Below are 22896 nucleotides of genomic sequence, written 5' to 3'. Positions count from 1 at the left end.
AAAGCAAGGAAGTCACAAGTGGCAATGACCAAGTCCTGACTTCGTCATTCCCCCTTTCCCCGTTTCACCTAACCAAGGAGGTCACCAACCATGTGTTGTCGTGCTTGCTCTGGCTACGAGCTTTGCCGGGCCAAGAGCAAACTGTCCGAAGACTGCTGCTCCCAGTGCCGCTATTTCGATTCGTGCATGGAAGAACCGACCGAGGAGAGACCGAAGCATAAGTCCGCGCCCTACCACCGGGCGGCCCGGCCATAGTCCAACCCGTCAGCTTGCAGTTCGGGCCTAAGGTCTGACCAGCGCCACGCGCTCGACCCGCACCCCGCGCGGAGTGCTCACAACCAGCAGGTAGAGCCCGCTGGCTTGGCCACTTGGCCGCCAGACGGCCTGATGGCGGGCACGCTCGACCCGCAACTCCGCTACCGGCCGTCCGGAAAGCGTCCGCACCTCTACCTTGGTCGCATCGTAGGGAAGCTCGTCAATCACCACACCGGTATGCACACCGAGAACACACGGGTTTGGGTAGACTCGGAGATGTTCGGCAGTGCTCTCCGGGTCCACCGCGTAGTCATAGACCGAGAGCCCGCCCTGCGACCCGATCAGTCCCAGTCCGAGTTCGTCGCTCAGCGCCATAGCCGAGTAGAACCCGACGATTTCCTGCGGATTGGCAATCAGCCCGCTATTCTGGGGTGTGAAGCTCGTCCAGTTCCGGGTTACCTGGTCGTAGATCGAGAGCCCGTCCTCGGTCAGCAGCCAGACCCGGTCGGATGCATCTACCCGGACGCGGTAGACGTTGTTCGCAACAATGCCGCTGTTGACCGTCGAGAAGACCTGAAACGATGCGCCATCCCATACCGCCGCACCGCTCGAGGTAGCGACCCAGACGTTGTCTTGACCGTCAACTGCCACCGACCTGACCTCGGCCGACGGCAGCCCACTGGACACAATCGCGTACGCATCGTCGGAACGGTCGCTCAGCGTCCGCGCGTAGTCGATCATCACCAGTCCGACATTCAGCCCCAACCAGACACGGTCACGCGAGTCGAACGCGAACTCATAGAGGCCGCCCGGCGGAGGCCCCAGGCCCGGGATCTGGAACTCCGTCTGTCGGAGAGTGGAGTCGACCGCCACCACTGCAGCCCCACCGTTGAACACCCACTTCGTGTCGTTCTGGTCCAGACCGAATGCATCAATGATGTTCCAACTGGACGATGCGCCCCACTGCACCTTCTGCCAAGTACCGTAGGAGGGATCGTACACCGACAAACCGCCGTCACTGGCGAAGTGGGCGAGCCAGACCCGTCCCTTGGAATCGACCCTCACTTGGAACGGACGCGGCAGCACGCCCCAGTGCAGCGAAACCCTGCCGGTCGAATCGATCGCGGATATCGGCGCATCATAGTGACAAAGATAGATGCCACCGGCCGAATCCACTGCGCAATCGGAAATCGCCGCCGACCAGATGCCGCTGTTGTGATACGAGTTCCAGGACTGACCCGAGTACGCATAGCGCAGACCGGACCCTTGCAGTTCGTTGCCACCGCACCCCACCCACAAGGCATCGGCAAAATGCAGGGCGCGGGTGTCTTCGTTCAGGATTACGGAGAACCGGGCGGAGTCGGCCTCGTCTCCTTCATAGAGCCCGACCTGAGTCGCAATATAGATCCTCGTTCCCGATACAGCGAGGTCGTGGACGGCGGTCGGCTCCCCGAAAGCAACGACCGGACGGAAAGCCGCGCTCTCCCGGATGGCCAGCCCGGAATCGGTGGCAATGAGCAGGCTGTCGTGCCACACGGCAACTGCCCGAACCGAATCACCGAATGGCTGGCGGTACGGCGTCCACGTCTGGAAGTTGCGGTCCACGGCCGCGACTCCACGGTTGGTGCCGACCCAGTACTGGTCAAACGCCCCTATGCAGAGTATCTGGTCGCTGAGCAGTTCCGGGACCCGTGTCGTGGTGAATCGAACGATGCTGTCATCATCGAAGTCGAGCAGCGTGCCCCGGGTCTCAATCATGTACAGGCCCTGGTCAGAACCGCAAAGCACTCTGGTCCCATCGAAGGTCAGAGCCCTTACTCTCAACGCGATGTCGCTTGGACGGTACTGCCAGACGCGCCCATTGCCCGGCTCAATCACAGTCAGTCCACCGCCGTCGGTCCCGACCCAGAGGTTGCCGGACGCATCCCGGCCGATGCAGAGACACCGGATAGTCGGCAGTCCGTCGGTGTTGACGAAGGTCCGCCGCAGCATCGGACCAGGCCGGATGTCGAGCGCGGCGACTCCGCCGTAGCTGGCAAGGTAAAGCACCGAGTCGGTCCCCACCATGTCGTTGATGAAGTTGGTGTTGGTATAGGCCCGCCACTGCGCGGTCCCGGACAGCAGAACTGCAAGCGCCGTCAGTATGAACATGCTACTCAGAAGCTTCGCTCATGTTCTGTCAACGGAAATCCTGGAGGGTATGGCCACATGGCGATCACCGAATTGTATCGCGCTTCAACGCCACGTCAATCCCGCAAGAGTCAAGCGCCGCGGCTCCGCATCAGGAAAAGAGCCCCAAGCCCGACCGATACCGCCACAAGCAGCACAACATTCCTCGGCCCTCCAGCGAGGACCAGCCCTGTGGCACCCAGCACTGCCGTCACAGAATAGAGCAGGATCAGAGTTCTTCGAGGACCCAACCCGGTGGCCAGCAGAACGTGATGAATGTGCCTCTGATCGGCTTCGAAGATGCTGTCTCCGCGCGAGGACCGACGCACGATTGCGCCAACCACGTCAGACAGCGGAACCGCCAGAACCAGAATCGGGATCAGCAGACTCATGAACCCGACGTTCTTTCCCCCTCCCGTGTACGATGAGGCCCCGAGCGTGAATCCAAGGAGTGTGGCTCCTGCGTCTCCCATGAAGATCCGAGCTGGCGGCAGGTTGTAAGGAAGGAACCCCACGCAGACCCCCACCGTGACCGCCGCGAGCATCGCTGGTCCCATCAACCCGTTCTTCCAGGCCGACACAAGAAGAACGGTACCGGCGATGGCTGCGATACCAGCCGCTAGACCATCAGTTCCATCTATGAGATTCAGAGCGTTCGTGGTCATCATCAGCCAGAGGACGGCGATTGGATAGGACCACAGTCCGGGTGAGAAAGTACCGAAGAACGGGACGCTGAACCACACGAACGGACGCACGGTGACCAATGCGAAGGCCGTTGCACCAATGGCCTGAACGATTAGCCGCAACCACCAGGGGCGCCCACGAATGTCGTCCCAAAGCGAAACCACGAAGACAAGACCGAAACCCACGCCCGAAATCACAGCCTTCACAAAGGTGTAGCGCCCCTCAATCAGCAGACCGGCCGCCATGGCAAGGACTGCACCGACAAACATCGCCACTCCGCCGAGCCGGGGTTTCAGGCCGCGATGGCTCTTGCCGTGGTCAATCCGGTCATAGAGGCCTAGCCGATGCGATAGCCTGATGACCTGAGGCGTAGCCAAGAGCACGACGGCTGTTCCCACCACGAAGGCTACCGCTACAGCAACGATGTTCATCGGTGTTGTGCCCAGGAGTACTCGAACTCGTTGACTCCGACTAGGCGCGCGGCCTGCTGACATGCAAGGTAGTACGAGAATAGGACGTCCAGCGCAATCGCTCTCAGGCCTAGTGCTCCGTCTCTGAAGAACAACCGGTGGGATCGAAGTCTGTGGAACTCGGACAGTTTGACAAACTGGCGGCGGGTCTGGCCCACGAGGTGGACAATGCGCGAAGTTGGTAGCAGAAAGACCCTCCAGTCCCTCCCGATCCTTCGGCAGATGTCCATGTCCTCGGCGTACATGAAGTAACGTTCGTCGAAGGCGCCTGCCTGCTCCAACGCTTCCCGCCTGAAGACCATGAAGGCGCCGATGACGGCCTCGACCGCCACAGGGCTCGCGCTCATGTCGGCTCCAGAGTAGAGAAACTCGGCTGACGGCGCCAAGTGCGACGAGATGCGTGCCAGCGGCGACCTGCGCCCCGCGAAGATGTAGCGCATTCTGGGAAGCCGTCTCGCCGAGGGCTGTATGCAGCCGTCGGCGTAGACGAACTGGGGAGAAACCACGCCCGCGTCCCGCTGCATGTCCATGAAACGAACGAGAGCAGACACTGCACCCTCTGTGAAGACCAGATCGGGGTTGCCCACGGCCACATACCTGCCGCGGGCATAACGGAGACCTCTGTTTGCTGCAGCCCCTATGCCCATGTTCCGGTTCAGGGCCAACAGCCGGGCTCCATTCTCGCGGCAGACCAAGAAGAGACGCTCGCGGTCGAGTGAACCGTTGTCCACAACGAGGACCTCGAACCGCAGCAGGGGCTCGGCATCACGCAGTGTCGACAGCGCGCGCTCCAGCAATCGGGCTGAGTTGTAGCTAATGAAGATAACGGTCAGGTCGGGGGGCATCAAGGACAGTCTATGGCCGCTGCCCTCCTTTTCAAGACCTAGCCGGCCATTTGCTGTACCAGATCACCATACTGGTTCCGGACGTCAATCACGACCGTGGGCCGACCCAGCACGTGCGAAGCACACCCGAAGCACGGATCGTAGGCCCGGAAGAACATCTCGACCGTGTTGAGCAGCCCGTCGTCCACTTTGCCCTTGTGAATCAGTTCCTTCGCCGCCTCGCGGACGGACATGCAGATCGGGCCCTTGTTGTTGGTCGTCGCGACGATCAGGTTCACCTTCTCGATCATCCGGTCCTCGGTCAGACGGTAGTGGTGGAAAAGCGTTCCGCGAGCTGCTTCGACCACGCCGACGCCCTCGGCCTTCATGTCGAACTTCATGTTCCGGATGTCGGTTCCGGTTATCCCGGGGTCGGTCGCGAGTTCCAGCGCCCGTTCCGAGGCGTAGAGCAGTTCCACCAATCTGGCCCAGTGATAAGCCAGCGTCGAGTTGACCGGCCTAGTGCCGAAGGTGTCGAACAGCTTCCGGTAGGCCGCGTCGGCTCCGGGCGTTGCCATCCCGTCGGCGACGTTGAGCCGGCCGAGCGGGCCGACCCGGTAGAGACCCGAGTCCGGTCCGTCAACCAGGCCCCTGTAGCCGATCGCCTTGAGGTAGGTGGCCTTGACGTAGCTCCAGTCGAGCACGTGCTCGGCGATGTGGTCCAGGTAGTCGCGGCCCTCAAACTTGACGAACTCCTTGCCCTTCTGGTCGGTGACCCGGACCTTCCCGTCGTAGAAAGCCACCCGGTTCTTCTCATCCACCATGCCCATGTTGTACACCGCATGACCGAGCTTCGGGTTTGTTATCAGCGCCATGTAGGCCGGGTTCTTCAGGACTACGTCCTCGAACATCTGCAGGGTGAACTTGGCGAATTCCACGCAGGACTTCGACATCGTCTCGATCTCTTTGCGGCCCTCCTCGGTCAACACCTTGGTCTGGCCGCCGGGTACGCCGCTCACCGGATGGGTCGGCTTGCCCCCGAGAATCTCGGTTATCCGCTGGCCGTAGGCCCGGTGCTTGATGACCTCCCTGGCCGTGTCCACGCCGACCTTCTCGATGACACCAAGGATGTTCCGCTTCGCTTTGGGCGCGTCCGGCCCGACCACGAAGTCCGGCCCGCCCAGGAAGTAGAAGTGCAGAACGTGGTCGTAGACAATGTAGCCGCAGTAGATCAACTCGCGCAGCTTGAGCGCGGTCTCGGTAGGCTTGACCCCGAAGGCTTCGTCGAGCGCCTTCACCCCGGCGTAGTGGTGCGCAACCGGGCAGACGCCGCAGATGCGGCTGGTTAGTTGCGGCATGTCCTCGGCCTTGCGGCCCACGCAGAACTGCTCGAACCCGCGCAACTCCGGCACCTGCAGATAGGCGTTCTCAACCTCCCCCTTGTCGTCGAGGAAGATCTCTATCTTGCCGTGACCCTCAAGCCGGGTAATCGGGTCAATCGTGATCCGTGTGCTCACCTCTGTCTCCGGCTGCCGATGGTCGCGTCGGCCAAACCGTACATATAGAACGTGCCGACCGGATCCTTGACCTTGGCCAGCAGCTTCTCGGTCTCCGGCCCGGCGATGTTCTTCTCGTCGTCCACTCTCAGCACTGACGCGAGCGCCGAGATCATCTTGCCGCCCTGGTCTGAAACATCAGGCGTCGGCCCCATGCAACCCGTGCACGGCCAGTTGCCGTTGATGCACCGCTGGCCGCATCCGCCACGGGTCGCCGGCCCCATACAAACGATGCCCTGCTCGAGGAAGCAGACTGCCGGGTCGGCTTGGACTTCCCACACCCTCTTGACGTCCGGCATCTTCTTCGCCAAATGCTGGTTCCGGTCGCATTCGTCGCACAATGCCTTGGCCGGTGCGAGTATGCTGCCTTTGGCCGGGAGTGTCCCCTGGAAGATGGCCGTGACCGCGTCCAGAATTCCCGACACCGCGGGCGGGCATCCCGGCAGGTAGTAGTCAACATCGACCACGTGTTTCAGCGGGGACACTTTGTCGTAGAACTCGGGCAGCGTCACGTCGCCCTCCGGGACCTTGCCCTGCACCAGCGGCCTGGTGCCATCTGGGTTGACGACCGACGGTTCCGCAGTGTAGACGTGCTTGAGAATCTGCTCGCGGCCGGAGAGGTTGGCGAGACCGGGAATGCAGCCGTGGTGGGCGCACGAACCGAACGCAATCATCACTTTGGATTTCTTCCGCAGCAGGTGGGCAAGCTCCTCCTGCTCCGAGTTTCGGATCGACCCGTTGAAGAAACAGACGTCCATGTGACGGTCCGGCATAGTCTTCACGTCCGAGTACTTAGTGTCGATGGCCACGGGCCAAAGCAGGATGTCGGCCCGCGCAATCACGTCGAGGATCTTCTCGTTGGTATCGAGAACGGCGATCTCGCAGCCTCCGCACGAGGCCGCCCAGTAGAAACCGAACTTCAGCTTATCGGGCAATTGGGTCCTCCGGGGTGTTCCAGAAAACGTAGCATAGACAATCGGCTCTCAAAGTCAAGCACCCTCAATGACTCCCCGTGAAGCTACTGCGACCGTGTCACGGAGCAAAGACACAATGGAGTCCTTCACGGAGCCGGGAGTAAGACCGCTCTCTATGTCTCAACAGAGGAATATGGAGTTCCTGCTGAACGACGTCGCCGAACTCCTAGCCCGCCCTCCGGCCCGCCAGGCCGTCTCGGCCCTTGCGTACAGAGGGGCGGCCACGTGGCAGCCCCTCTGTCCAGCTTCGCTCTACGGACTAGGGATTGATCGTGGTCACATACCTCTGGCCGTCTTTCGTATACGCCAAGACGGCAGCACTCTTGATCGGGTTGCCCCATTCATCGAAGGTGATCTTCCCAGAAACACAGGGAAAGTCCTTGATGGCGCCTAGCGCCGCCTTGATTTCCTCCGGCCTCGCGTTGGGTGCGCTCTTCAACGCCTGAATGAGTAGCAGAGCCGCATCGTAGCCAAGCGTGGCGAGTGCATCCGGCTTCTGGCCATACTTGGCCTGGTACTTCCTAACCCACTCCTGGACTTCTGGCCGCGGGTCATCCGGCGAGTAGTGGTTCGTGAAGCAACCGCCGACTATAGCATCACCCGCAATCTTCGCCATCTCAGGTGAATCCCAGCCGTCACCGCCGAGGAACTTGGCCGCAACCCCGAGCTGCCGCGCCTGCTTGGCAATCAGACCGACTTTGTTGTAGTAGTCCGGTATGAACAGAACATCCGGCCCGGACTGCCTTACCTTGGTCAGCAGCGCCGAGAAATCGACGTCGTCCTTTGCGTAGGATTCGAACCCCGTGATCTTGCCGCCGGTCTTCTCGAACGCGACCTTGAAGTAGTCGGCCAGACCCTTGGAATAGTCATTGCCGACGTCGTACATGACGGCCGCCGTCTTCGCCTGCAGACTCTCCGCCGCGAACTTGGCCGCGACCGTGCCCTGGAACGGATCGATGAAGCAGGCGCGGAACACGAAGTCTTTGCGCCTGCCGTCTTCCCCAACCGTCACCTTGGGGGCAGTGGAGGTCGGAGTTATCATCGGTATCTTCACGCTCTGACACTTGTCGGAAAGCGGTGCGGAGCACTTCGATGACACGGAGCCGATAATCGCCACCACCCGGTCCATGTCTATCAACTTGGCTCCCGCATTCCCCGCTTCCGTCGGGTCATTCTTGTCGTCGGTAGCAACAACGCCTATCTTCCGGCCGTTGACACCGCCTGCGGCGTTCACCTCATCAATAGCGAGCATCGCGCCGTTTCGGGTAGACTCGCCGAAGGTCTTCACGTCACCGGTCAGGGGCACGATCAAGCCGACCTTGATGACTCCGCTGCCGGCGCCAGTTGTGCCGGTGTTTCCGCCGCAGGAGAGGACGGCAATGACTGCCGCCGCGGTCAGCACTGCACTCAGCTTCTTCATTCTTGCCTCCTCGGTTCGAAGCTAGCGGTCACTTTCATTCCCGGCCGGCTCAGCTCCCGGCCGGTATCGATCCAGAAACTCGCTGGACCACCTGTCAAACGCGCCTCGTTCGACCGCAGCCCGGATGTTCTGCATCAATCTCTGGTAGAACCGAACATTGTGCAACGTCAGCAACTTCGGACCCAACGCCTCTCCGACCACGAACAGGTGACGCAGGTATGCCCGCGTGAAACCACGACAGGTGTAGCAATCGCACATCAGGTCGAGCATTGCGGGGTCATCGGCATACCGGCTGTTGCGAATGGCGACGCGCCCCGCGCTGGTGAATGCGGTGCCGGTTCGGCCGTTGCGGGTGGGAAGGACGCAGTCAAACATGTCGATGCCAAGCCGCACCGCGGCGATGATGTCCTCGGGGTAGCCCGCGCCCATCAGGTAGCGCGGCCGGTCAACTGGCAGCAGAGGAACAACGCGCCCGACCATATCGTACGTGACATCCGACGCTTCACCCAGACACAGGCCGCCGATTGCGTACCCGGGCAGATCAAGAGCAACGAGCGACTTGGCGCTCGTCTCCCGCAAGTCGGCGTAGGTGGCGCCCTGCACTATACCGAACAGGTTGGTGTCGGGCTGGCGGGCCCGGCTGCACCGCTCAGCCCAAAGCGAGGTTCTTGCCACCGCTGCCTCGGCAACCGGTCGGCTGACGGAATATGGCGGGCATTCGTCGAGGCACATCGCTATGTCCGAACCCAGGGCCTCTTGAATCTCCACCACCAGTTCCGGGGTGAAAAGGTGCCGGCTGCCGTCGACGTGGGATTGGAACTCGGCGCCTTCGTCGGTCACCCGTGTCAGCGCGGCCAGCGAGTAGACCTGAAACCCACCCGAGTCGGTCAGAATCGGCCGGCTCCACCCGATGAACTTCGCCAGCCCACCGGCTGCCTGAACCCGCTTGTATCCAGGCCGTAGATAGAGGTGATAGGTGTTGCAGACGATGATCTCCGCACCGCTCTCAACCACCTCGGCCGGGGTCAGGGTCTTGACCGACCCCTGAGTGCCAACAGGCATGAAACAGGGCGTGCAGACAGTACCGTGGGGAAGCACCAAGCGACCCAGCCGGGCACGGGTGTCGGTCTTCTCAATGCTGAATCTCAGCACAGTCAGAAGTACCAGGACCACTCGGCAGGCCGCACTGGGGAATCCGTCATTCCCAGCGAGCTCAGCCCATTTCGAGCTCGGAGAATCCGCCGAGGTTGAGCTTGCGCGGGCTCTCGCGCACGACCGAATTCTCGCCCAGTATCGACCCCTCGAGCAGGCTGTGTTTGACTACCACGTGCCGGTTGATGATTGAGTCCCAGATGATGGAACCGTGTATGTCGGCATCAGCACCTACCGACACGTTGGGCCCGATAACTGATGACTGCACCCTGGCCCGGTCGTGTATGAACACCGGCGGTATGATGACTGTACCCGCCCGCGGCTTGTAGTATCCGTCATGCGACAGCAAGTGCCGGTTGGTGGCCAGCACCGAATCACGCGTGCCGCAGTCGAGCCAATGTCCTACGCTGCGCGTCCTTATTCTCAGGCCGTCGTTTACCATGAGCTGCAGCGCATCGGTGAGCTGGTATTCACCCTTGGTGGTCCGCCCCCGGGCAATGAGACGTTCAAGCGCCCGGAAGAGGCGGGTCGCCTCACGGAAAAAGTAGACGCCGACAATAGCAAGATTGCTCTTTGGCCGGTCCGGCTTCTCGACGAAACGACTCACGTAGCCGTTCCTTAGTTCGACCACTCCGAATCGGCGCGGGTCGGCGACTTCCTTCACGCCGATGACATTGCCGCGACCCACCATGTTTGACATATCGAGGTCGACAATCGTATCCCCCAGCAGGATAAGGACCGATTCGCCGGCGAAAACATCCCTGGTCCGGTAAATCGCATCGCCCAGGCCCTTCGGGTCGGTCTGCTGCACGAACCGGAACGGACAACGATACTCGCTGGTTAGGTAGTTCCTGACCTGATCGCCCTGGGCGCCGACAACGACAACCACTTCGTCCGGGCGGGCCGGAAGCAGCCGGTCCATGATGTGGCCGATGATCGGCTTGCCTGCAACTTCGAGGAGGATTTTGGGAGTAGTGTGGGTGTGCGGCTTCAGTCGCCTGCCTTCGCCTGCTGCGGGAATCACTGCCTTGAACTGCACGGTTCAACCTCGCTTCTGCGCCATGCGGCGCTTCAACTCGTCGATCCGATCAATCTCCATCGCATCTTTGCCTGCCAGTCGAGCCAATTCCACGGAAACCAGGTCACCCAGCATCACCAGCGAGAAGACCCGGGCGAGGCGCGACCGTCCTTCGCCCTCAATCCGGATGGCAAGGTAGTAGGCATCTTCGGTAATGTCCAGCACTGACTCCAGTCGATACCGGGTACGCGGGTGGGTTTCGCGATCCAACAGGGCGATCACGACCACGTTCCGTCCCGGATGTTTGGGACGACCGATGCCGACGATTTCGTTGTGGTTGTGCTCAGGAAACGAGCTGGTATGACAGAGCACGCCTGCATTCTCGTTGAGTTGGCAGCGCCAGCGGTCAGCCACCGCATCGAGCATTCGGCTGGTCGAATAGACGATTGGCAGCCGTCCGCCAATGTGCTTCGCTATCGTGCGGGCCCGCACAGACCAGGACTTGCGCCTGTTCCGCATCAGCCGGACTGCCATATCGAGATCGCGCTGGTGGTTCGCACACACGCCGAGTCGTTCCAGGCACACCAGCAGTGTCGAGAACAGGTATCCCAGCGCCGCGCGCGGGGGCATCCCGACCGGAACCGCCATAACCGGGTACCCGGCTGCTGCCGCAAGCCGACCCAGTTCGCCACCGCTGGTAATGGCGATGACACGGCACCCCCGTCTACGGGCCTGCGCGTAGGCGGACAGCGTCTCCTCGGTATTCCCTGAGTAGCTGACCGCCACGAACAGGGCCTTCTCGGACACAGCGGCTGGAAGGTCGTAGTCATTGCAGACATACACTGGCAGTCGACATTCAGCCAGTAGCAACCCCTGCACTATCTTCGCGCCAATACCTGACCCGCCCATACCTGCTGCTACCACTGAGTCAAAACCGCCTGCCATGCCGATTCGGGCCGCGCCCGCCGCCTTCGCCCCGGCCGCAAGCTGTTCAGGCAGACTCATCGCGAGCTGGACCATCCGTCCCGTTCCGTCGCCCAAAGACGCCATCATTTGCCCTTGTTCTCCTCAAACTGGAATTCGGTCAGTTTCGGGAACTTCCGATCCATCGCTCGACGCAGAAGGTGTTTCACCTCCAGCGAGGTACCCAGTTTCAGCGCCTGAGCCGCGACCTCGGCTGCCGCTCCGGCGTCAATGTTGCGGATTATCCCCTTGGCTTCCGGAATGACACCGGGAGACACCGACATCTCATCGATTCCCATGCCCAGCAGCAGCAGCATCCCAAGCAGATCGGATGCGAATTCACCGCACATTCCTGCCCATATCCCCTGCTGGTGCGCAGCGTCGATTGTTTGCTTGATGAGCCGCAGCACCGCCGGGTGGAAGTGATCATACAACCTGGCGACATGCTCGTTGCCTCGGTCCACTGCCAGCGTGTACTGGGTAAGGTCGTTCGAACCTATTGACAGAAAGCTGCACTCGTGCGCCAGCCGGTCAGCCATGATTGCAGCCGACGGCGTCTCGACCATCACCCCGACCTCGAAGTCAGGGTCAAACTCCAGACCTCTCTCCCTCAACGCTCCCTTTGCCTTCCCTACTTCCAGCTTTGCCCGACGCAACTCCTCGATAGTCGAGACCATCGGAAACATCACCTTCACGTTCCCGAATGCCGACGCCCGCAGGATCGCGCGCAGCTGATCACCAAACAGATCCAACCTACCCAGCGTCAGACGTATGGCACGCAGACCCAGAAAAGGATTCGCCTCGCTGTAGCCGGCCAGGACTTTGTCGCCTCCGAGGTCAAACGTCCGGATAATGACCGGGTATGGTTTGAACAACCTGGCGACTTCGGCGTATACGAGAAACTGCTCCTCCTCGGTCGGCGGCCGGCGCTTGGCCAAGTACATGTACTCGGTTCGGAACAACCCCACGCCTCGTGCGCCATATCGCTTCCCGGCTCTGGCCTCAGCCACAAACTCTATGTTCGCCGACAGGTCAATGGTCCGCCCGTCCACGGTGACGGGATCGCGGGTCAGAAGGACGCTGAGTGACTGACGGTAGACCCGCCTGCGCTCTATCTCGTCGTCGTACGCCCGCAGCCGGTTCGCGCTCGGGCTGAGAATCGCCAACCCCCGGTACCCGTCGACAAAAGCCTTCTGACCGTCAGTCACGACCTCGCAGAGCGGACCGGTGCCGGCTACCGCGGGTATCTCCTTGGCCTTGGCCATGATCGCGGTATGGGACGTCTTGCCACCGGCCTCGAGTACGAGCCCGACTATCCTGCGCGGGTCCAGCAGCGCGGCTTCGGACGGCGGCAGGTCGTGAGCGAACACCACGGTGCCCGGCTCGACCTCGAGCAGCGAGCGCGAATCATCGCCCAGCAGATTGCGCATGACCCGGTTGGCTACATCGGCGATGTCGAGCATCCGCTCCTTGAACAGGGGATCCGCCGACTTCGCTACGGGTTCGGACAGAAGCTTCACGGTCTGAGCATACGCAAATTCGGCGTTCCGCCGGGCCTCGCGGATGAGCGCTTCGGTGCCTTTGATGACTTCCTCATCCCTGATCAGCGTGAGCTGGACCTGGATGAAGTCGGCAAAATCGGACCCGAGATCCCTCTTGACCTGCGTATGAAGGGTATGTAGCTCGTGCCCTGCCGCGCTCAACGCCTGCCGGAACCGCTTCAACTCGTCCGCTACCTCTGATGGTTCAAGCGTTCTTTCCACCGGGTCGGGCGCGTACTGACGGTAGACACGCACCGCCCCAAACGCGAACCCCGGCGACACCGGTATACCCCGGCAGCTTTTCTCCGGCTTACGCTTCATCCCGATCCAGTATCTCGAGCTTATGCTTCAGCGTTTCGAACGCCTCGCGCTCATCCTCACCATTGACCTCAAGCACGACGACGCTCCCTTTGGACGCCGCCAATGTCAGAATGGCAAGGATGGATTTCCCGTTCACGCGCATGCCGTCCTTCACCAGCCGGATTTCAGACGTGTACCGCTCCGACAACTGCACGAAGCTCGACGCCGGCCGGGCATGAAGCCCAACCACGCCGCCGATGATAACCTTGCCTTTCAGCATGGAAAGAAACAGGAGAACAAAAGGAAAACGGGTTTGAGCGCGGGAGTGAGAACACACCCCGTCGCCGGGGCACCTGACTTCCGCGAGATATTTCTAGTCACGCGCTAAATATAGCCGCTTGCTGACAACCGTCAACAAATGAGGCAACGAGACAAAGCATGCCGCCTCGCCGCTGGCCGCAACCATTGACCTCGGTGCTTGACGTTTCTGATGCTGTGGCGGCTGCCACATCAATGGCCACATCACCCTCAAACCCTCCTAGTTCAACAGTAGCAGCAAGACACCACCCCCGCACAGCCATAAACATGATCCAGCATACAGACCATTCACCGTTGCAGGCTGCAACATATTGACGTACAACACCTTGCAAAGCGAGTGATCCCTGTAATCAAACCACAGATTGCCGATTGACAAACGGCACGCCTCAGTTACTATGTAAACGTATGTTTACTAGAGATAAAGACCGTAGAAGTAGGATTCTGGAGTTTGTCCGTACCTACACCAATGAGCATGGTTGTGCCCCGAGCATCCGTGAAATCGGCAAGGCGGTCGGTATCAGGAGCACGAAGGCGGTGAAATACCATCTCGACATCCTGGTAGATGAAGGCCTGCTAAGGCGCACCCCCAGGCAGGCCCGCGGTCTTTCGACTGCACACCAGCCTGACTCCCTGCCGCTGATCGGCCGGATTGCCGCCGGCTCTCCTCTGCTCGCGGTCGAGAACGTCGAGGCCCAGGTATCGCTCAGCCGGTTCCGCGATTGCTTCCTGCTCAGGGTAAAAGGCGAGAGCATGAAGGGCGCCGGCATCATGGAAGACGACATGGTGGTGGTCAGGCCGCAGACTGCCGCTGAGAACGGCGAAATCGTGGCCGCCTTGCTCGGCAATGAGGCCACGGTCAAGCGCTTCTACCAGCGTCGGGAACAGGTCGTGCTCGAACCGGAGAACCCTGAGTTCGAGTCGATTACGGTCAGCCCGGATCGGCAGGACTTCCAGCTAATCGGTGTAGTTGTCGGCCTGCTCCGCAATTACAGATAACGGATTAGAACCCGGAAACCGACATGAAGGCCACAAAAGACACTAAACAGAAGAATACAGAGTCTCGACGGTTCGTTTCATTCGGATTGGCCTCAACGGCCCCTGTCGGACAGTGCGTGCTTCCGTGGCTCTCTATCTCTGAATTCAGGCTTTAAGGAGAAACAATGAGTACGTCAGCAGCGTTCCAGACTTCACTCTGGCCGGCTGAAGACAGCTCGGTCGCAGAGACTGAACTGGAGGAGGCCGAGGTGACGCATCACCGTCTCAGCGAGAATGTAAAGGTCTACGCGATATATGGGGACTCTCCCGGTATGGGGACTGTCACCAAGTTCCCGCACGACAAGCTCCGGCCGGTTATGTTCATCTGGCGCAACCGGGAGTACCGGATCCAGGACGTTACCTATGTCTGGCGCGAAATCCAGGGTCAGGCCGAGGTGTACCATTTCACGGTTTCCGACGGCGCGAGCGTGTTCGAACTTTCATACAACGCCAAGGCGCTGGATTGGACGATAACCGGAACGTATGCGGAGTGAAGTCAAAGGTCAAAAGGCAAAAGTCAAAGGTCAAAATGGCTGTCCCCTATGACGACGGCTAACTTGGGTCAATCGGCAATCGAGAATCGGAAATCGGAAATCGTGCGCGAGCGTATCATCCTGCACGTCGATATGGACGCATTCTTCGCGTCGGTCGAACAGCAGACATTCCCGTTCCTGCGCGGCAAGCCCATCGGCGTGTGCGGGGACCCGGACGGCCGCACGGTCATTGCCGCCGCATCCTACGAAGCCAAGCGCCGCGGGGTCAAGACCGCGATGACCATACCCGAAGCGAAAAGATTCTGTCCGGAAATCATCCTCGTCTCCGGCCACCCGGCCAAGTACGTTGATACCTCGACCCGGATTCTTGCACTCTATGCCACCTTCACCGACTTGGTCGAGGTCTTCTCGATTGACGAGGCGTTCCTCGACGTAACCCAGACCGCGCACCTTTTCCACGGCCCGGAGGTAATCGCCCGCAGTATCAAGGCTTACATCAAAGAGCACTTCGGCCTGACCTGCTCGATCGGTATAGCCCCCAACAAGCTATTAGCCAAGCTCTCCGGAGAGATGCACAAACCCGACGGCCTGACTATTGTCAATCAGTCTCAAGTCGCGGCCCTGATGGAAAGTCTGCCGGTCCAGGAACTGTGCGGCATCGGCCCGAAGACCCAGGAGAAACTGAACCGGCTCGGCATCAGAACCTGCGGCGAACTGGGGCGATATCCGGAGAAGCAGTTGAATGGTGCCTTCGGCATCGTCGGCTCACACCTGAAGCACATGGGTCAGGGCGTGGATGAAAACCCGGTTCTCCCCTATTTCCACGAGCCCGCCACCAAGTCGATGGGACATTCATTCACGCTCGACAAGGACACGCGCGACCTCACCGAAATACAGCGCCATCTGCTGCAACTGTCCGAACAGGTCGGCCGCCGCCTGCGAAAGGACAGCTTCGCCGGCCGTACGGTCTCGCTCGTACTCCGCTACGCCGACTTCTCGACCTTCATCAAACAGCACAGCCTGAAGCAATACATCGACGACGGTCTGCGCATCCACCAGGTCGGTATGAAGCTCTTCAAGGAACTCTACCAGCCGCCCCGACTGGTGCGGCTGCTGGGAATCAGCGTCTCCGGCCTGGTCCGCGACCTGAAGCAGACCACGGCATTCGAGAACTCCCGCTCCGGCTCGCTCTTCGACAGCCTTGATGCGGTTAATGACAAGTACGGCGAGTTCTCAGTCGCCCGGGCCCGGCTCCAGGAAAGAACTCCGAGCCCGCGCGTCATTTCGCCCTCCTGGCGCCCCGGCGCACCCACACCCGTCGGCCACTAGACCGAACTGGGGAGGCGCCGCTGGCGTGGTTCTTTGCGGGTCTGGCGGTCTAAGGGACTATGTTTCTGTCAGCTAGGAACGCGGGGTTGGCGAAGATGGCGGTGTCCACGCCCAGTGCGACCTGGAGCGGACTGCGGCGCTTCAGAGCATCCGCGCCGCCCGCGATGCCGCCCTCGGCGGCCCGGCTGCTGGTTGAATACTACCTGAACTGAAGCGTGTGTCCAGTCAATTGCGTTAACCTTGTTCTGGCTCCGGATAGGGGCAACAATCCCTTGACCCTCGGCAGCCAAGGCCTATAATTCCCGTCCTCACCCACGATGAAGTACTGGCGCAAACCACTCGACGCCGAACGCAAGCAGGCCCCACACGGCAACGTCCACGTTATCTTCGAACGCTGCAAGGGTTGCGGATTCTGCATTGCCTACTGCCCGCGCCAGGTACTCGAGATGTCAACCGAATACAACCGCAAGGGCTATCACCCGCCGGTTGTCTCGCATCCGGAGAAGTGCGTGAACTGCCGGTTGTGCGAAGCGCTCTGTCCCGAGTTCGCCATCTGGAACACGCTGGACGAACAGGAAACCGAGGCGGCCAAGTGAGCAAGCCGAAGCGCGGACCGGTTCTGACCGGCGCCCACTACCTCGACGGCGACCACGCCTGCGCTGAGGGCGCAATCGCCGCCGGCTGCCGGTTCATCGCCGGCTACCCGATAACTCCCTCCACCGAAGTCGCGGAACGCCTAGCTGAACGGTTCCCCAGGATCGGCGGCACTTTCATACAAATGGAAGATGAGCTGGCATCAATTGCCGCCGTACTCGGAGCAGCCTGGGGCGGCGCTCGGGCCATGACCGTGACATCGGGCCCCGGCTTCTCACTGATGGTGGAGAACATAGGCCTCGGCGTAATGACCGAGACTCCCTGCGTTGTTGTGAACGTCCAGCGGGGCGGCCCGTCAACCGGCCTGCCGACCCTGACCGGACAGCAGGACATGATGCAAGCCCGCTGGGGTTCCCACGGCGACTACGAGATCATCGCCCTCTCGCCCTCATCCCCGCAGGAATGCTTCGACCTGACCGTCACCGCCTTCAACCTGTCGGAGAAGTACCGCGTCCCGGTGATGTTCATGATGGACGAGTGCGTGGGCCACATGACGGAGAAGGTCGTGATACCGGAGGCGGACACGATTGAGGTTTGGCCCCGCCGCTGGTACCGCGGCCCCAAAGACAAGTATCTGCCCTATGCGCCCGAAAAGGACGGCGTGCCGCTAATGATTCGCGCCGGTGATGACCACCGCGTCCACGTCACGGGACTGACCCACGACCAGCGCGGCTACCCCATCATCAACGCCGATACCCAGCGCGTCTGCGTGTCACGGCTGGTGGACAAGATTCGCAACAACCTTGACGACTTGATGATCGTCAAAGAAGAACAGGTGGAGGGCGCGGACGTCGTGGTCGTCGCCTACGGCATCAGCGCGCGCGTGGCGACCAAGGCGATCACCGATGCCCGCAAGCAGGGCATCAGGGTCGGATTCCTGCGGCTCATCACGGTCTGGCCGTTCCCGGAGAAGAGGATCCGCGAACTGGCCGGCAAGGTGAAGAGCCTGGTGATGCCGGAGATCAACATGGGCCAGATGTTCCGCGAGATGGAACGGGCGGCGAATGGTCAGTGCAAGTCCCTGCTGGTGCCCCACTGCGGCGGCTGGGTCCACGACCCCAACGACATCCTCAAAGCCATCCTGGAAGGGGCAAGATGAAGTCCGAAGCTCGAAGTCCGAAGTCCGAATCCTCGCATTCGTCATTCGAGCTTCGTCATTCGGGCTTTCCTGTATGAATCCTAACCAACTGCTCGGCAAGCGCGGCACCACCGACTCCCACCCGATGGAGGGTTTCCTCCGCATGGACCGGATGCCCCACATCTGGTGCTCAACCTGCGGCCTTGGCACCTGCCTGACCGCGTTCATCGCCGCGGCGCAGGAAAGCGCCATCCCGCGCGAAGACATCGTAGTAGTCTCCGGCATCGGTTGTACCGGACGTGCTGCCGGCTATCTGAAGTACGACTCCTTCCATACTACCCACGGCCGCGCCCTGCCCTATGCGACCGGCCTCAAGGTAGCCAGCCCGCGCCTCAAGGTGTGCGTTATCTCGGGCGACGGCGACCTCGTATCCATCGGCGGCAACCACCTCATCCATGCCGCCCGCCGCAACATGGACATGACCGTCATCTGCGTGAACAACTTCAACTACGCCATGACCGGCGGGCAGGCCGCACCGTCCACGCCCCAGGGTGCGTCTGCCACCACGGCGCCCTACGGCGCCTTCGAGCGGCCGTTCAACTTTCCGTTCCTGGTGGACTCGTGCGGTGCGACCTATGTCGCCCGCTGGACCGCGCTCCACGTCCGCCAGTTGACGATAGCCATCAAGGAGGCCCTGCTCCACCGCGGCTTCTCGTTCATTGAAGTCATCTCCCCGTGCCCGACCGTCTACGGCCGGCGCAACCGGCTCGGGTCCGGCCTCGACCTGATGAAGTTCTACCATGACCACTCCATAACCAAGAACTTCGCGAGCACGCGCGAGTGTGACATCAAGTTCCAGCAGGACATCATCGTTGGCAAGTTCGTACAGAGAGACGAGCCGACCTTTCTCGACGCGATGGACGCCCAGATGAAGAAGACGCTCGGCGCGAAGTTCGTGCCCTACGTCGGCCCGATGGACCCGGCGCGGGACATGACCGAATCGTCCCACGATTCGGATCGTGTCCCAAAGCCCAAGTAACCATGGAGATCAAGGTTTCCGGCTTCGGCGGACAGGGCATTATCCGCATCGGCATGATCCTCGGCAAGGCGGCCGCGCTAAATGACAACAAGAGCGCCACCCTGACTCAGAGCTTCGGCCCCGAGGCGCGCGGCGGCGCCTGCTCGGCCCAGTTGGTGGTATCCGAGACCGAGATTCTCTACCCGTACCTGACCGTACCGGACATAGTCATCGCCATGTCGCAGGAGGCGTACGAGAAGTTCGAGCCGGAACTGAAAGACGACGGCATCCTGCTCCTCGAGGAAGACCTGGTGAAACCGCACCCGGTGCGCGGCAACATCAAGCAGTACGCCATCCCCGCTACCCGCATCGCGGAGAAGCTCGGCAACCGCCTTTATGCCAACTTTGTGATGATCGGCTTCATCGTCGCCATCACGAAGATGGTGCCGAAACAGGCCCTGCTCGACGCCATCCCCGGCACAGTTCCCGACCGCCTGCTCCAGAAGAACATCGACGCCCTGGAACAGGGCTTCACCATCGGCGAGCAGAAGCTCGCTGCGTCCAAGTAGCCACAACGCGTCACGCCTGACGCCAAACGCAAGACGCCGGACTCGGGCGTCCGGCGTCATGCATGAAGCGCAGAGCTGCGAAGCCTACAGGCGCTCTTTCAGCTTCGGCCCGATCTCCTGAGGTTCGTGGACAACCGTGATGCCGGCGGCCTCAAACGCCTTGATCTTCTCGGGCGCTGTCCCGGACCCACCGGAGATGATTGCCCCGGCATGCCCCATCCGCTTCCCCGGCGGAGCGGTCTGGCCGGCGATGAACCCGAGGACGGGCTTCTTCACATGCTGCCGGACGAATTCGGCCGCCTTCTCCTCGTCGGTGCCGCCGATCTCCCCGACCACCACTATCGCCTTGGTCTCAAGGTCGTCGTTGAACATCCGGAGACAGTCGATGAAGTTGGTACCGATGACCGGATCGCCGCCGATGCCAACCACGGTTGACTGGCCGAACTCGGCGGTCTGGGCCGCCATCTCGTAGGTCAGCGTTCCTGACCGCGAAACCACGCCCACGCAGCCCGGCTTGAAGCTGGCCGCGGGCATGATGCCGACCTTGGCCTTTCCCGGCGATATCACACCCGGGCAGTTCGGCCCGAGTATCCGCGTCTTCGCGCCCTTGGCGTAGTCGAGCACCTTCACCATGTCCATCGTCGGCACGCCCTCGCTGATACAAACCACGAGGTCGAGGCCGGAGGCGATGCACTCGTACATCGCGTCGGTGGCAAAGGACGCCGGCACGAAGATGATGGACGCGTTCGCGGCCGTCTTCCTCACCGCGTCCTCAACCGAGTCGAACACCGGCAGTCCCTCGACCGTCTGGCCACCCTTGCCCGGGGTCACTCCGCCGACAACCTGCGTACCGTACTCCTTCATCGCCTTGGCGTGGAACGCGCCGTCGCGACCGGTAATCCCCTGCACAATCAGTCGCGTGTTCTTGTCGACAATGATACTCACTTCGCACCTCCGGCGAGAGCAACCGCCTTCTTGACCGCATCGGCCATCGAATCGGCCGGGGTCACCGCACTGCCTTTCAGTATCTCGCGCGCCTTCTCGGCGTTGGTCCCTGTCAGCCGCGCCACCAACGGCACCCTGATGTCGGCCTGCTTCTGCGCCTGCAGAAGCCCGGTGGCGATATCGTCGCAGCGGGTGATACCACCGAAGATGTTGATAAGGATGGCCTTCACGTTCGGGTCGGAGAGGATGATACGCATCGCCGTCACCATCTTCTCCGGCGAGGACGAGCCGCCCACGTCGAGGAAATTGGCCGGCTCCCCGCCGTAGCGCTTGATCAGGTCCATCGTCGCCATCGCCAGCCCGGCCCCGTTCACCACGCAGCCGACGTTGCCCGCCAGCTTGATGTACGTCAGACCCGCGGCCTTGGCCTCTACCTCGGTCGGCTCCTCGGCCGACAGGTCGCGCATCTCCTCCCACTCCTTGTGCCGGAAGTCCGCATTGTCGTCGAAGTTGATCTTCGCGTCCAGCGCGAGCAACGAACCGGACCCGAGCTTCACCAGCGGGTTGATCTCGATGAGCGAGCAGTCCTTCTGCACGAAGATGCGGTAGAGCTTCTGGGCGATACCGGCGAACTCGCGTGCCAGCTTCGCGTCGCCGTACAGGGCCATGCCGATGTTCCGGGCCTGGAAACCGAGCAGCCCCGCAGCCGGGTCGATGGCGGTCTTCAGAATCTTCTCCGGCGTCGCCTTGGCCACCTCTTCGATCTCCACCCCGCCGGCCGCCGACGCCATCAGCACCGGCGCGCGGGTCGCGCGGTCGACAACTATGCCGACGTACGCCTCGCTCCTGATGTCCACGCACTCCGAGACGAGCACCTTGTTGACCCGGAGTCCCTTGATGTCCATCCCGATGATGCTGCCGGCAACCGATTCGACCTGGTCGTGGCTCTCCACCTTCTTCACACCGCCCGCTTTGCCGCGGCCGCCGACCAGCACCTGCGCCTTTATCACCACCGGCATTCCCAACTCACGGGCCAGCGACGCTGCCTCGTCTGACCTCGCCGCCACCCGTTCTCGGGGAACCGGAATCCCGAATGCTGCAAATACCTCTTTAGCCTGATACTCGTGGATTTTCATAGGTGCGAGACTCTATCAGGAACAGACGGAGAGTCAAGCAACCGGTCGGGCCAAAGACCCGAGCTTGGGCCACCATGACACCAAAGGAGTAACCACAGATGGACACTGATGAACACAGACTCGCCTTCCCGGAAAAACTGCCCGGCCATTCGTGTTCAGCTGTGGCCGACATCCCCGAGATCCTCGCCCCTTCCTGTGTCCTGGTGTCTTCGTGGCAGAATCCGGCCGTGGGCGCGCCTACCGCTTCGGTCTCGGCGTCCGCACCTCGCATTCCAACACAGCCCATAGCCCGGGCCAACTCCATCTGTGTCAGGCCCGCCTTCAGCCGCAAATCCCGAAGCCTGGAGCCCAGTTCCGACGTGAAAATGAACGTGTCCGGCGACCTCTTCATCTGAGGCAAATTCTACAGCGCTGTAGAATGGCAATCAAGCCCGGGAATCGTGCAAGCTGCCCATCCGTGGGCGCCTTAGCTGCGAGCAGCGACGAATACCCCTATACCGGGAGGGTAGCTCTCCGGGCCTATCCCTGGGCTCATCTCCCGGCTACTCTGCCGGCCCATCTCCCAGCTACTGCCCGGGCTTATCTCTCCGCATCCGGGAGGGGATCTCCCTGAGAATCCGGCCCCGGCACTGGCCGGGGTTCTCTCTCCGTATCCCGGTGGGCATCTCCCTGAGCATCTCGGAGGGGAGCTCTGCCCGAATCTCCCCGGGCATCTGGGAGAGGATGTCCCCCAGCATCTGGGAGGGCATCTCCTCCGGCATCTGGGAGGACATCTGGCCCTGTACGAGTTTCCTACCGCCTGCCGAACCGGACAACGGCTGCGGCTCTCGACTTGACTCCGGGCGGAATACAGCAGTACCCCAATGCCGATGGATGTCGAATCCAGAATTGCGGTAAAAGCCATACGGGGGCAATACGAGGGCTATCCACTCCTCCCCTGGGGGGATGCTTCCCCCAGCTCTCCGGTAGGCTCTCCCCCCCGCCCTCTGGTAGA

21 protein-coding genes are annotated in these 22896 nt (G+C 61.4%); 7 read left to right on the top strand and 14 right to left on the bottom strand.

Annotated elements, in window-relative coordinates:
• Positions 1-282 precede the first annotated feature (282 nt).
• From FJY68_05230 to FJY68_05180, 11 genes are all read right to left on the bottom strand, one after another.
• A complete protein-coding gene (locus FJY68_05230) occupies positions 283-2406 on the bottom strand; it encodes a hypothetical protein (GenBank protein MBM3331242.1) in 2124 nt (707 codons plus the stop codon).
• Positions 2407-2516: 110 nt separating this feature from the next.
• The gene (locus FJY68_05225) at positions 2517-3602 is read right to left on the bottom strand and encodes an undecaprenyl/decaprenyl-phosphate alpha-N-acetylglucosaminyl 1-phosphate transferase (GenBank protein MBM3331241.1); all 1086 of its coding nucleotides are present in this window, start codon (positions 3600-3602) and stop codon (positions 2517-2519) included.
• Positions 3536-4423, bottom strand: a complete 888-nt coding sequence (locus tag FJY68_05220; protein MBM3331240.1) for a glycosyltransferase family 2 protein — start codon at positions 4421-4423, stop codon at positions 3536-3538. Before FJY68_05220 ends, FJY68_05225 begins: the two co-directional genes overlap by 67 nt.
• Before the next feature lie 38 nt (positions 4424-4461).
• On the bottom strand, positions 4462-5919 hold the full coding sequence (locus FJY68_05215) for a Ni/Fe hydrogenase subunit alpha (protein MBM3331239.1): 1458 nt from the start codon (positions 5917-5919) through the stop codon (positions 4462-4464).
• On the bottom strand, positions 5916-6893 hold the full coding sequence (locus FJY68_05210; protein ID MBM3331238.1) for an oxidoreductase: 978 nt from the start codon (positions 6891-6893) through the stop codon (positions 5916-5918). Before FJY68_05210 ends, FJY68_05215 begins: the two co-directional genes overlap by 4 nt.
• Before the next feature lie 298 nt (positions 6894-7191).
• Positions 7192-8352 (bottom strand): ABC transporter substrate-binding protein, encoded by a 1161-nt coding sequence (locus FJY68_05205; GenBank protein ID MBM3331237.1) that lies wholly within the window; start codon positions 8350-8352, stop codon positions 7192-7194.
• 21 nt (positions 8353-8373) lie between these two features.
• Entirely contained in the window at positions 8374-9510 is a 1137-nt protein-coding gene (gene tgt / locus FJY68_05200) for a tRNA guanosine(34) transglycosylase Tgt (GenBank protein MBM3331236.1), read from the bottom strand.
• A gap of 55 nt (positions 9511-9565) precedes the next feature.
• Complete coding sequence (locus tag FJY68_05195) at positions 9566-10543, bottom strand: nucleotidyl transferase (protein MBM3331235.1); 978 nt, start codon at positions 10541-10543, stop codon at positions 9566-9568.
• A gap of 3 nt (positions 10544-10546) precedes the next feature.
• On the bottom strand, positions 10547-11575 hold the full coding sequence (locus FJY68_05190; GenBank protein MBM3331234.1) for a bifunctional phosphoglucose/phosphomannose isomerase: 1029 nt from the start codon (positions 11573-11575) through the stop codon (positions 10547-10549).
• The gene (ptsP, locus tag FJY68_05185; protein MBM3331233.1) at positions 11572-13347 is read right to left on the bottom strand and encodes a phosphoenolpyruvate--protein phosphotransferase; all 1776 of its coding nucleotides are present in this window, start codon (positions 13345-13347) and stop codon (positions 11572-11574) included. The genes FJY68_05190 and ptsP overlap by 4 nt, the downstream gene beginning before the upstream one ends.
• Positions 13337-13606, bottom strand: a complete 270-nt coding sequence (locus FJY68_05180) for an HPr family phosphocarrier protein (protein ID MBM3331232.1) — start codon at positions 13604-13606, stop codon at positions 13337-13339. Before FJY68_05180 ends, ptsP begins: the two co-directional genes overlap by 11 nt.
• Positions 13607-14049: 443 nt before the next feature.
• On the opposite strand from FJY68_05180, the gene lexA reads away from it, so the two are divergent.
• The 7 genes from lexA (at position 14050) to FJY68_05145 (ending at position 19821) form a co-directional block, all read left to right on the top strand.
• Positions 14050-14640 carry a transcriptional repressor LexA gene (lexA, locus tag FJY68_05175; GenBank protein MBM3331231.1) on the top strand — a complete coding sequence of 197 codons (591 nt, stop codon included), beginning with the start codon at positions 14050-14052 and terminating at the stop codon, positions 14638-14640.
• Positions 14641-14804: 164 nt separating this feature from the next.
• A complete protein-coding gene (locus FJY68_05170; GenBank protein MBM3331230.1) occupies positions 14805-15173 on the top strand; it encodes a hypothetical protein in 369 nt (122 codons plus the stop codon).
• 48 nt (positions 15174-15221) lie between these two features.
• Complete coding sequence (dinB, locus tag FJY68_05165) at positions 15222-16502, top strand: DNA polymerase IV (protein MBM3331229.1); 1281 nt, start codon at positions 15222-15224, stop codon at positions 16500-16502.
• 317 nt (positions 16503-16819) lie between these two features.
• On the top strand, positions 16820-17098 hold the full coding sequence (locus FJY68_05160; protein ID MBM3331228.1) for a 4Fe-4S dicluster domain-containing protein: 279 nt from the start codon (positions 16820-16822) through the stop codon (positions 17096-17098).
• On the top strand, positions 17095-18255 hold the full coding sequence (locus FJY68_05155; GenBank protein MBM3331227.1) for a 2-oxoacid:acceptor oxidoreductase subunit alpha: 1161 nt from the start codon (positions 17095-17097) through the stop codon (positions 18253-18255). The genes FJY68_05160 and FJY68_05155 overlap by 4 nt, the downstream gene beginning before the upstream one ends.
• 73 nt (positions 18256-18328) lie before the next feature.
• A complete protein-coding gene (locus FJY68_05150; GenBank protein MBM3331226.1) occupies positions 18329-19273 on the top strand; it encodes a 2-oxoacid:ferredoxin oxidoreductase subunit beta in 945 nt (314 codons plus the stop codon).
• Positions 19274-19275: 2 nt separating this feature from the next.
• Positions 19276-19821, top strand: coding sequence for a pyruvate ferredoxin oxidoreductase (locus FJY68_05145; protein ID MBM3331225.1), 546 nt, complete (start codon positions 19276-19278; stop codon positions 19819-19821).
• Between the two features lie 84 nt (positions 19822-19905).
• Here FJY68_05145 and sucD read toward each other — a convergent pair whose 3' ends face one another.
• The 3 genes from sucD to FJY68_05130 all read right to left on the bottom strand — a co-directional run bounded on the left by sucD (position 19906) and on the right by FJY68_05130 (position 22675).
• A complete protein-coding gene (gene sucD, locus FJY68_05140) occupies positions 19906-20766 on the bottom strand; it encodes a succinate--CoA ligase subunit alpha (protein ID MBM3331224.1) in 861 nt (286 codons plus the stop codon).
• Positions 20763-21902 carry an ADP-forming succinate--CoA ligase subunit beta gene (gene sucC / locus FJY68_05135; GenBank protein MBM3331223.1) on the bottom strand — a complete coding sequence of 380 codons (1140 nt, stop codon included), beginning with the start codon at positions 21900-21902 and terminating at the stop codon, positions 20763-20765. The genes sucD and sucC overlap by 4 nt, the downstream gene beginning before the upstream one ends.
• Positions 21903-22468: 566 nt before the next feature.
• Positions 22469-22675 carry a hypothetical protein gene (locus FJY68_05130; GenBank protein ID MBM3331222.1) on the bottom strand — a complete coding sequence of 69 codons (207 nt, stop codon included), beginning with the start codon at positions 22673-22675 and terminating at the stop codon, positions 22469-22471.
• Positions 22676-22896 lie beyond the last annotated feature (221 nt).

This window comes from candidate division WOR-3 bacterium (genome assembly GCA_016867815.1).
GTDB lineage: Bacteria > Hydrothermota > Tepidihabitantia > Tepidihabitantales > Tepidihabitantaceae > UBA2258.
This window is presented reverse-complemented; position numbering and strand designations above follow the sequence as displayed.

Bases quoted from the DNA above. Each gene is read 5' to 3' on its own strand.
- FJY68_05230 (MBM3331242.1), bottom strand. From the start codon at position 2,406: ATGTTCATACTGACGGCGCTTGCAGTTCTGCTGTCCGGGACCGCGCAG.
- FJY68_05225 (MBM3331241.1), bottom strand. From the start codon at position 3,602: ATGTCAGCAGGCCGCGCGCCTAGTCGGAGTCAACGAGTTCGAGTACTC.
- FJY68_05220 (MBM3331240.1), bottom strand. From the start codon at position 4,423: ATGCCCCCCGACCTGACCGTTATCTTCATTAGCTACAACTCAGCCCGA.
- FJY68_05205 (MBM3331237.1), bottom strand. From the start codon at position 8,352: ATGAAGAAGCTGAGTGCAGTGCTGACCGCGGCGGCAGTCATTGCCGTC.
- FJY68_05190 (MBM3331234.1), bottom strand. From the start codon at position 11,575: ATGATGGCGTCTTTGGGCGACGGAACGGGACGGATGGTCCAGCTCGCG.
- ptsP (MBM3331233.1), bottom strand. From the start codon at position 13,347: ATGAAGCGTAAGCCGGAGAAAAGCTGCCGGGGTATACCGGTGTCGCCG.
- FJY68_05180 (MBM3331232.1), bottom strand. From the start codon at position 13,606: ATGCTGAAAGGCAAGGTTATCATCGGCGGCGTGGTTGGGCTTCATGCC.
- lexA (MBM3331231.1), top strand. From the start codon at position 14,050: ATGTTTACTAGAGATAAAGACCGTAGAAGTAGGATTCTGGAGTTTGTC.
- FJY68_05170 (MBM3331230.1), top strand. From the start codon at position 14,805: ATGAGTACGTCAGCAGCGTTCCAGACTTCACTCTGGCCGGCTGAAGAC.
- dinB (MBM3331229.1), top strand. From the start codon at position 15,222: ATGACGACGGCTAACTTGGGTCAATCGGCAATCGAGAATCGGAAATCG.
- FJY68_05160 (MBM3331228.1), top strand. From the start codon at position 16,820: ATGAAGTACTGGCGCAAACCACTCGACGCCGAACGCAAGCAGGCCCCA.
- FJY68_05150 (MBM3331226.1), top strand. From the start codon at position 18,329: ATGAATCCTAACCAACTGCTCGGCAAGCGCGGCACCACCGACTCCCAC.
- FJY68_05145 (MBM3331225.1), top strand. From the start codon at position 19,276: ATGGAGATCAAGGTTTCCGGCTTCGGCGGACAGGGCATTATCCGCATC.
- sucC (MBM3331223.1), bottom strand. From the start codon at position 21,902: ATGAAAATCCACGAGTATCAGGCTAAAGAGGTATTTGCAGCATTCGGG.
- FJY68_05130 (MBM3331222.1), bottom strand. From the start codon at position 22,675: ATGTCCTCCCAGATGCCGGAGGAGATGCCCTCCCAGATGCTGGGGGAC.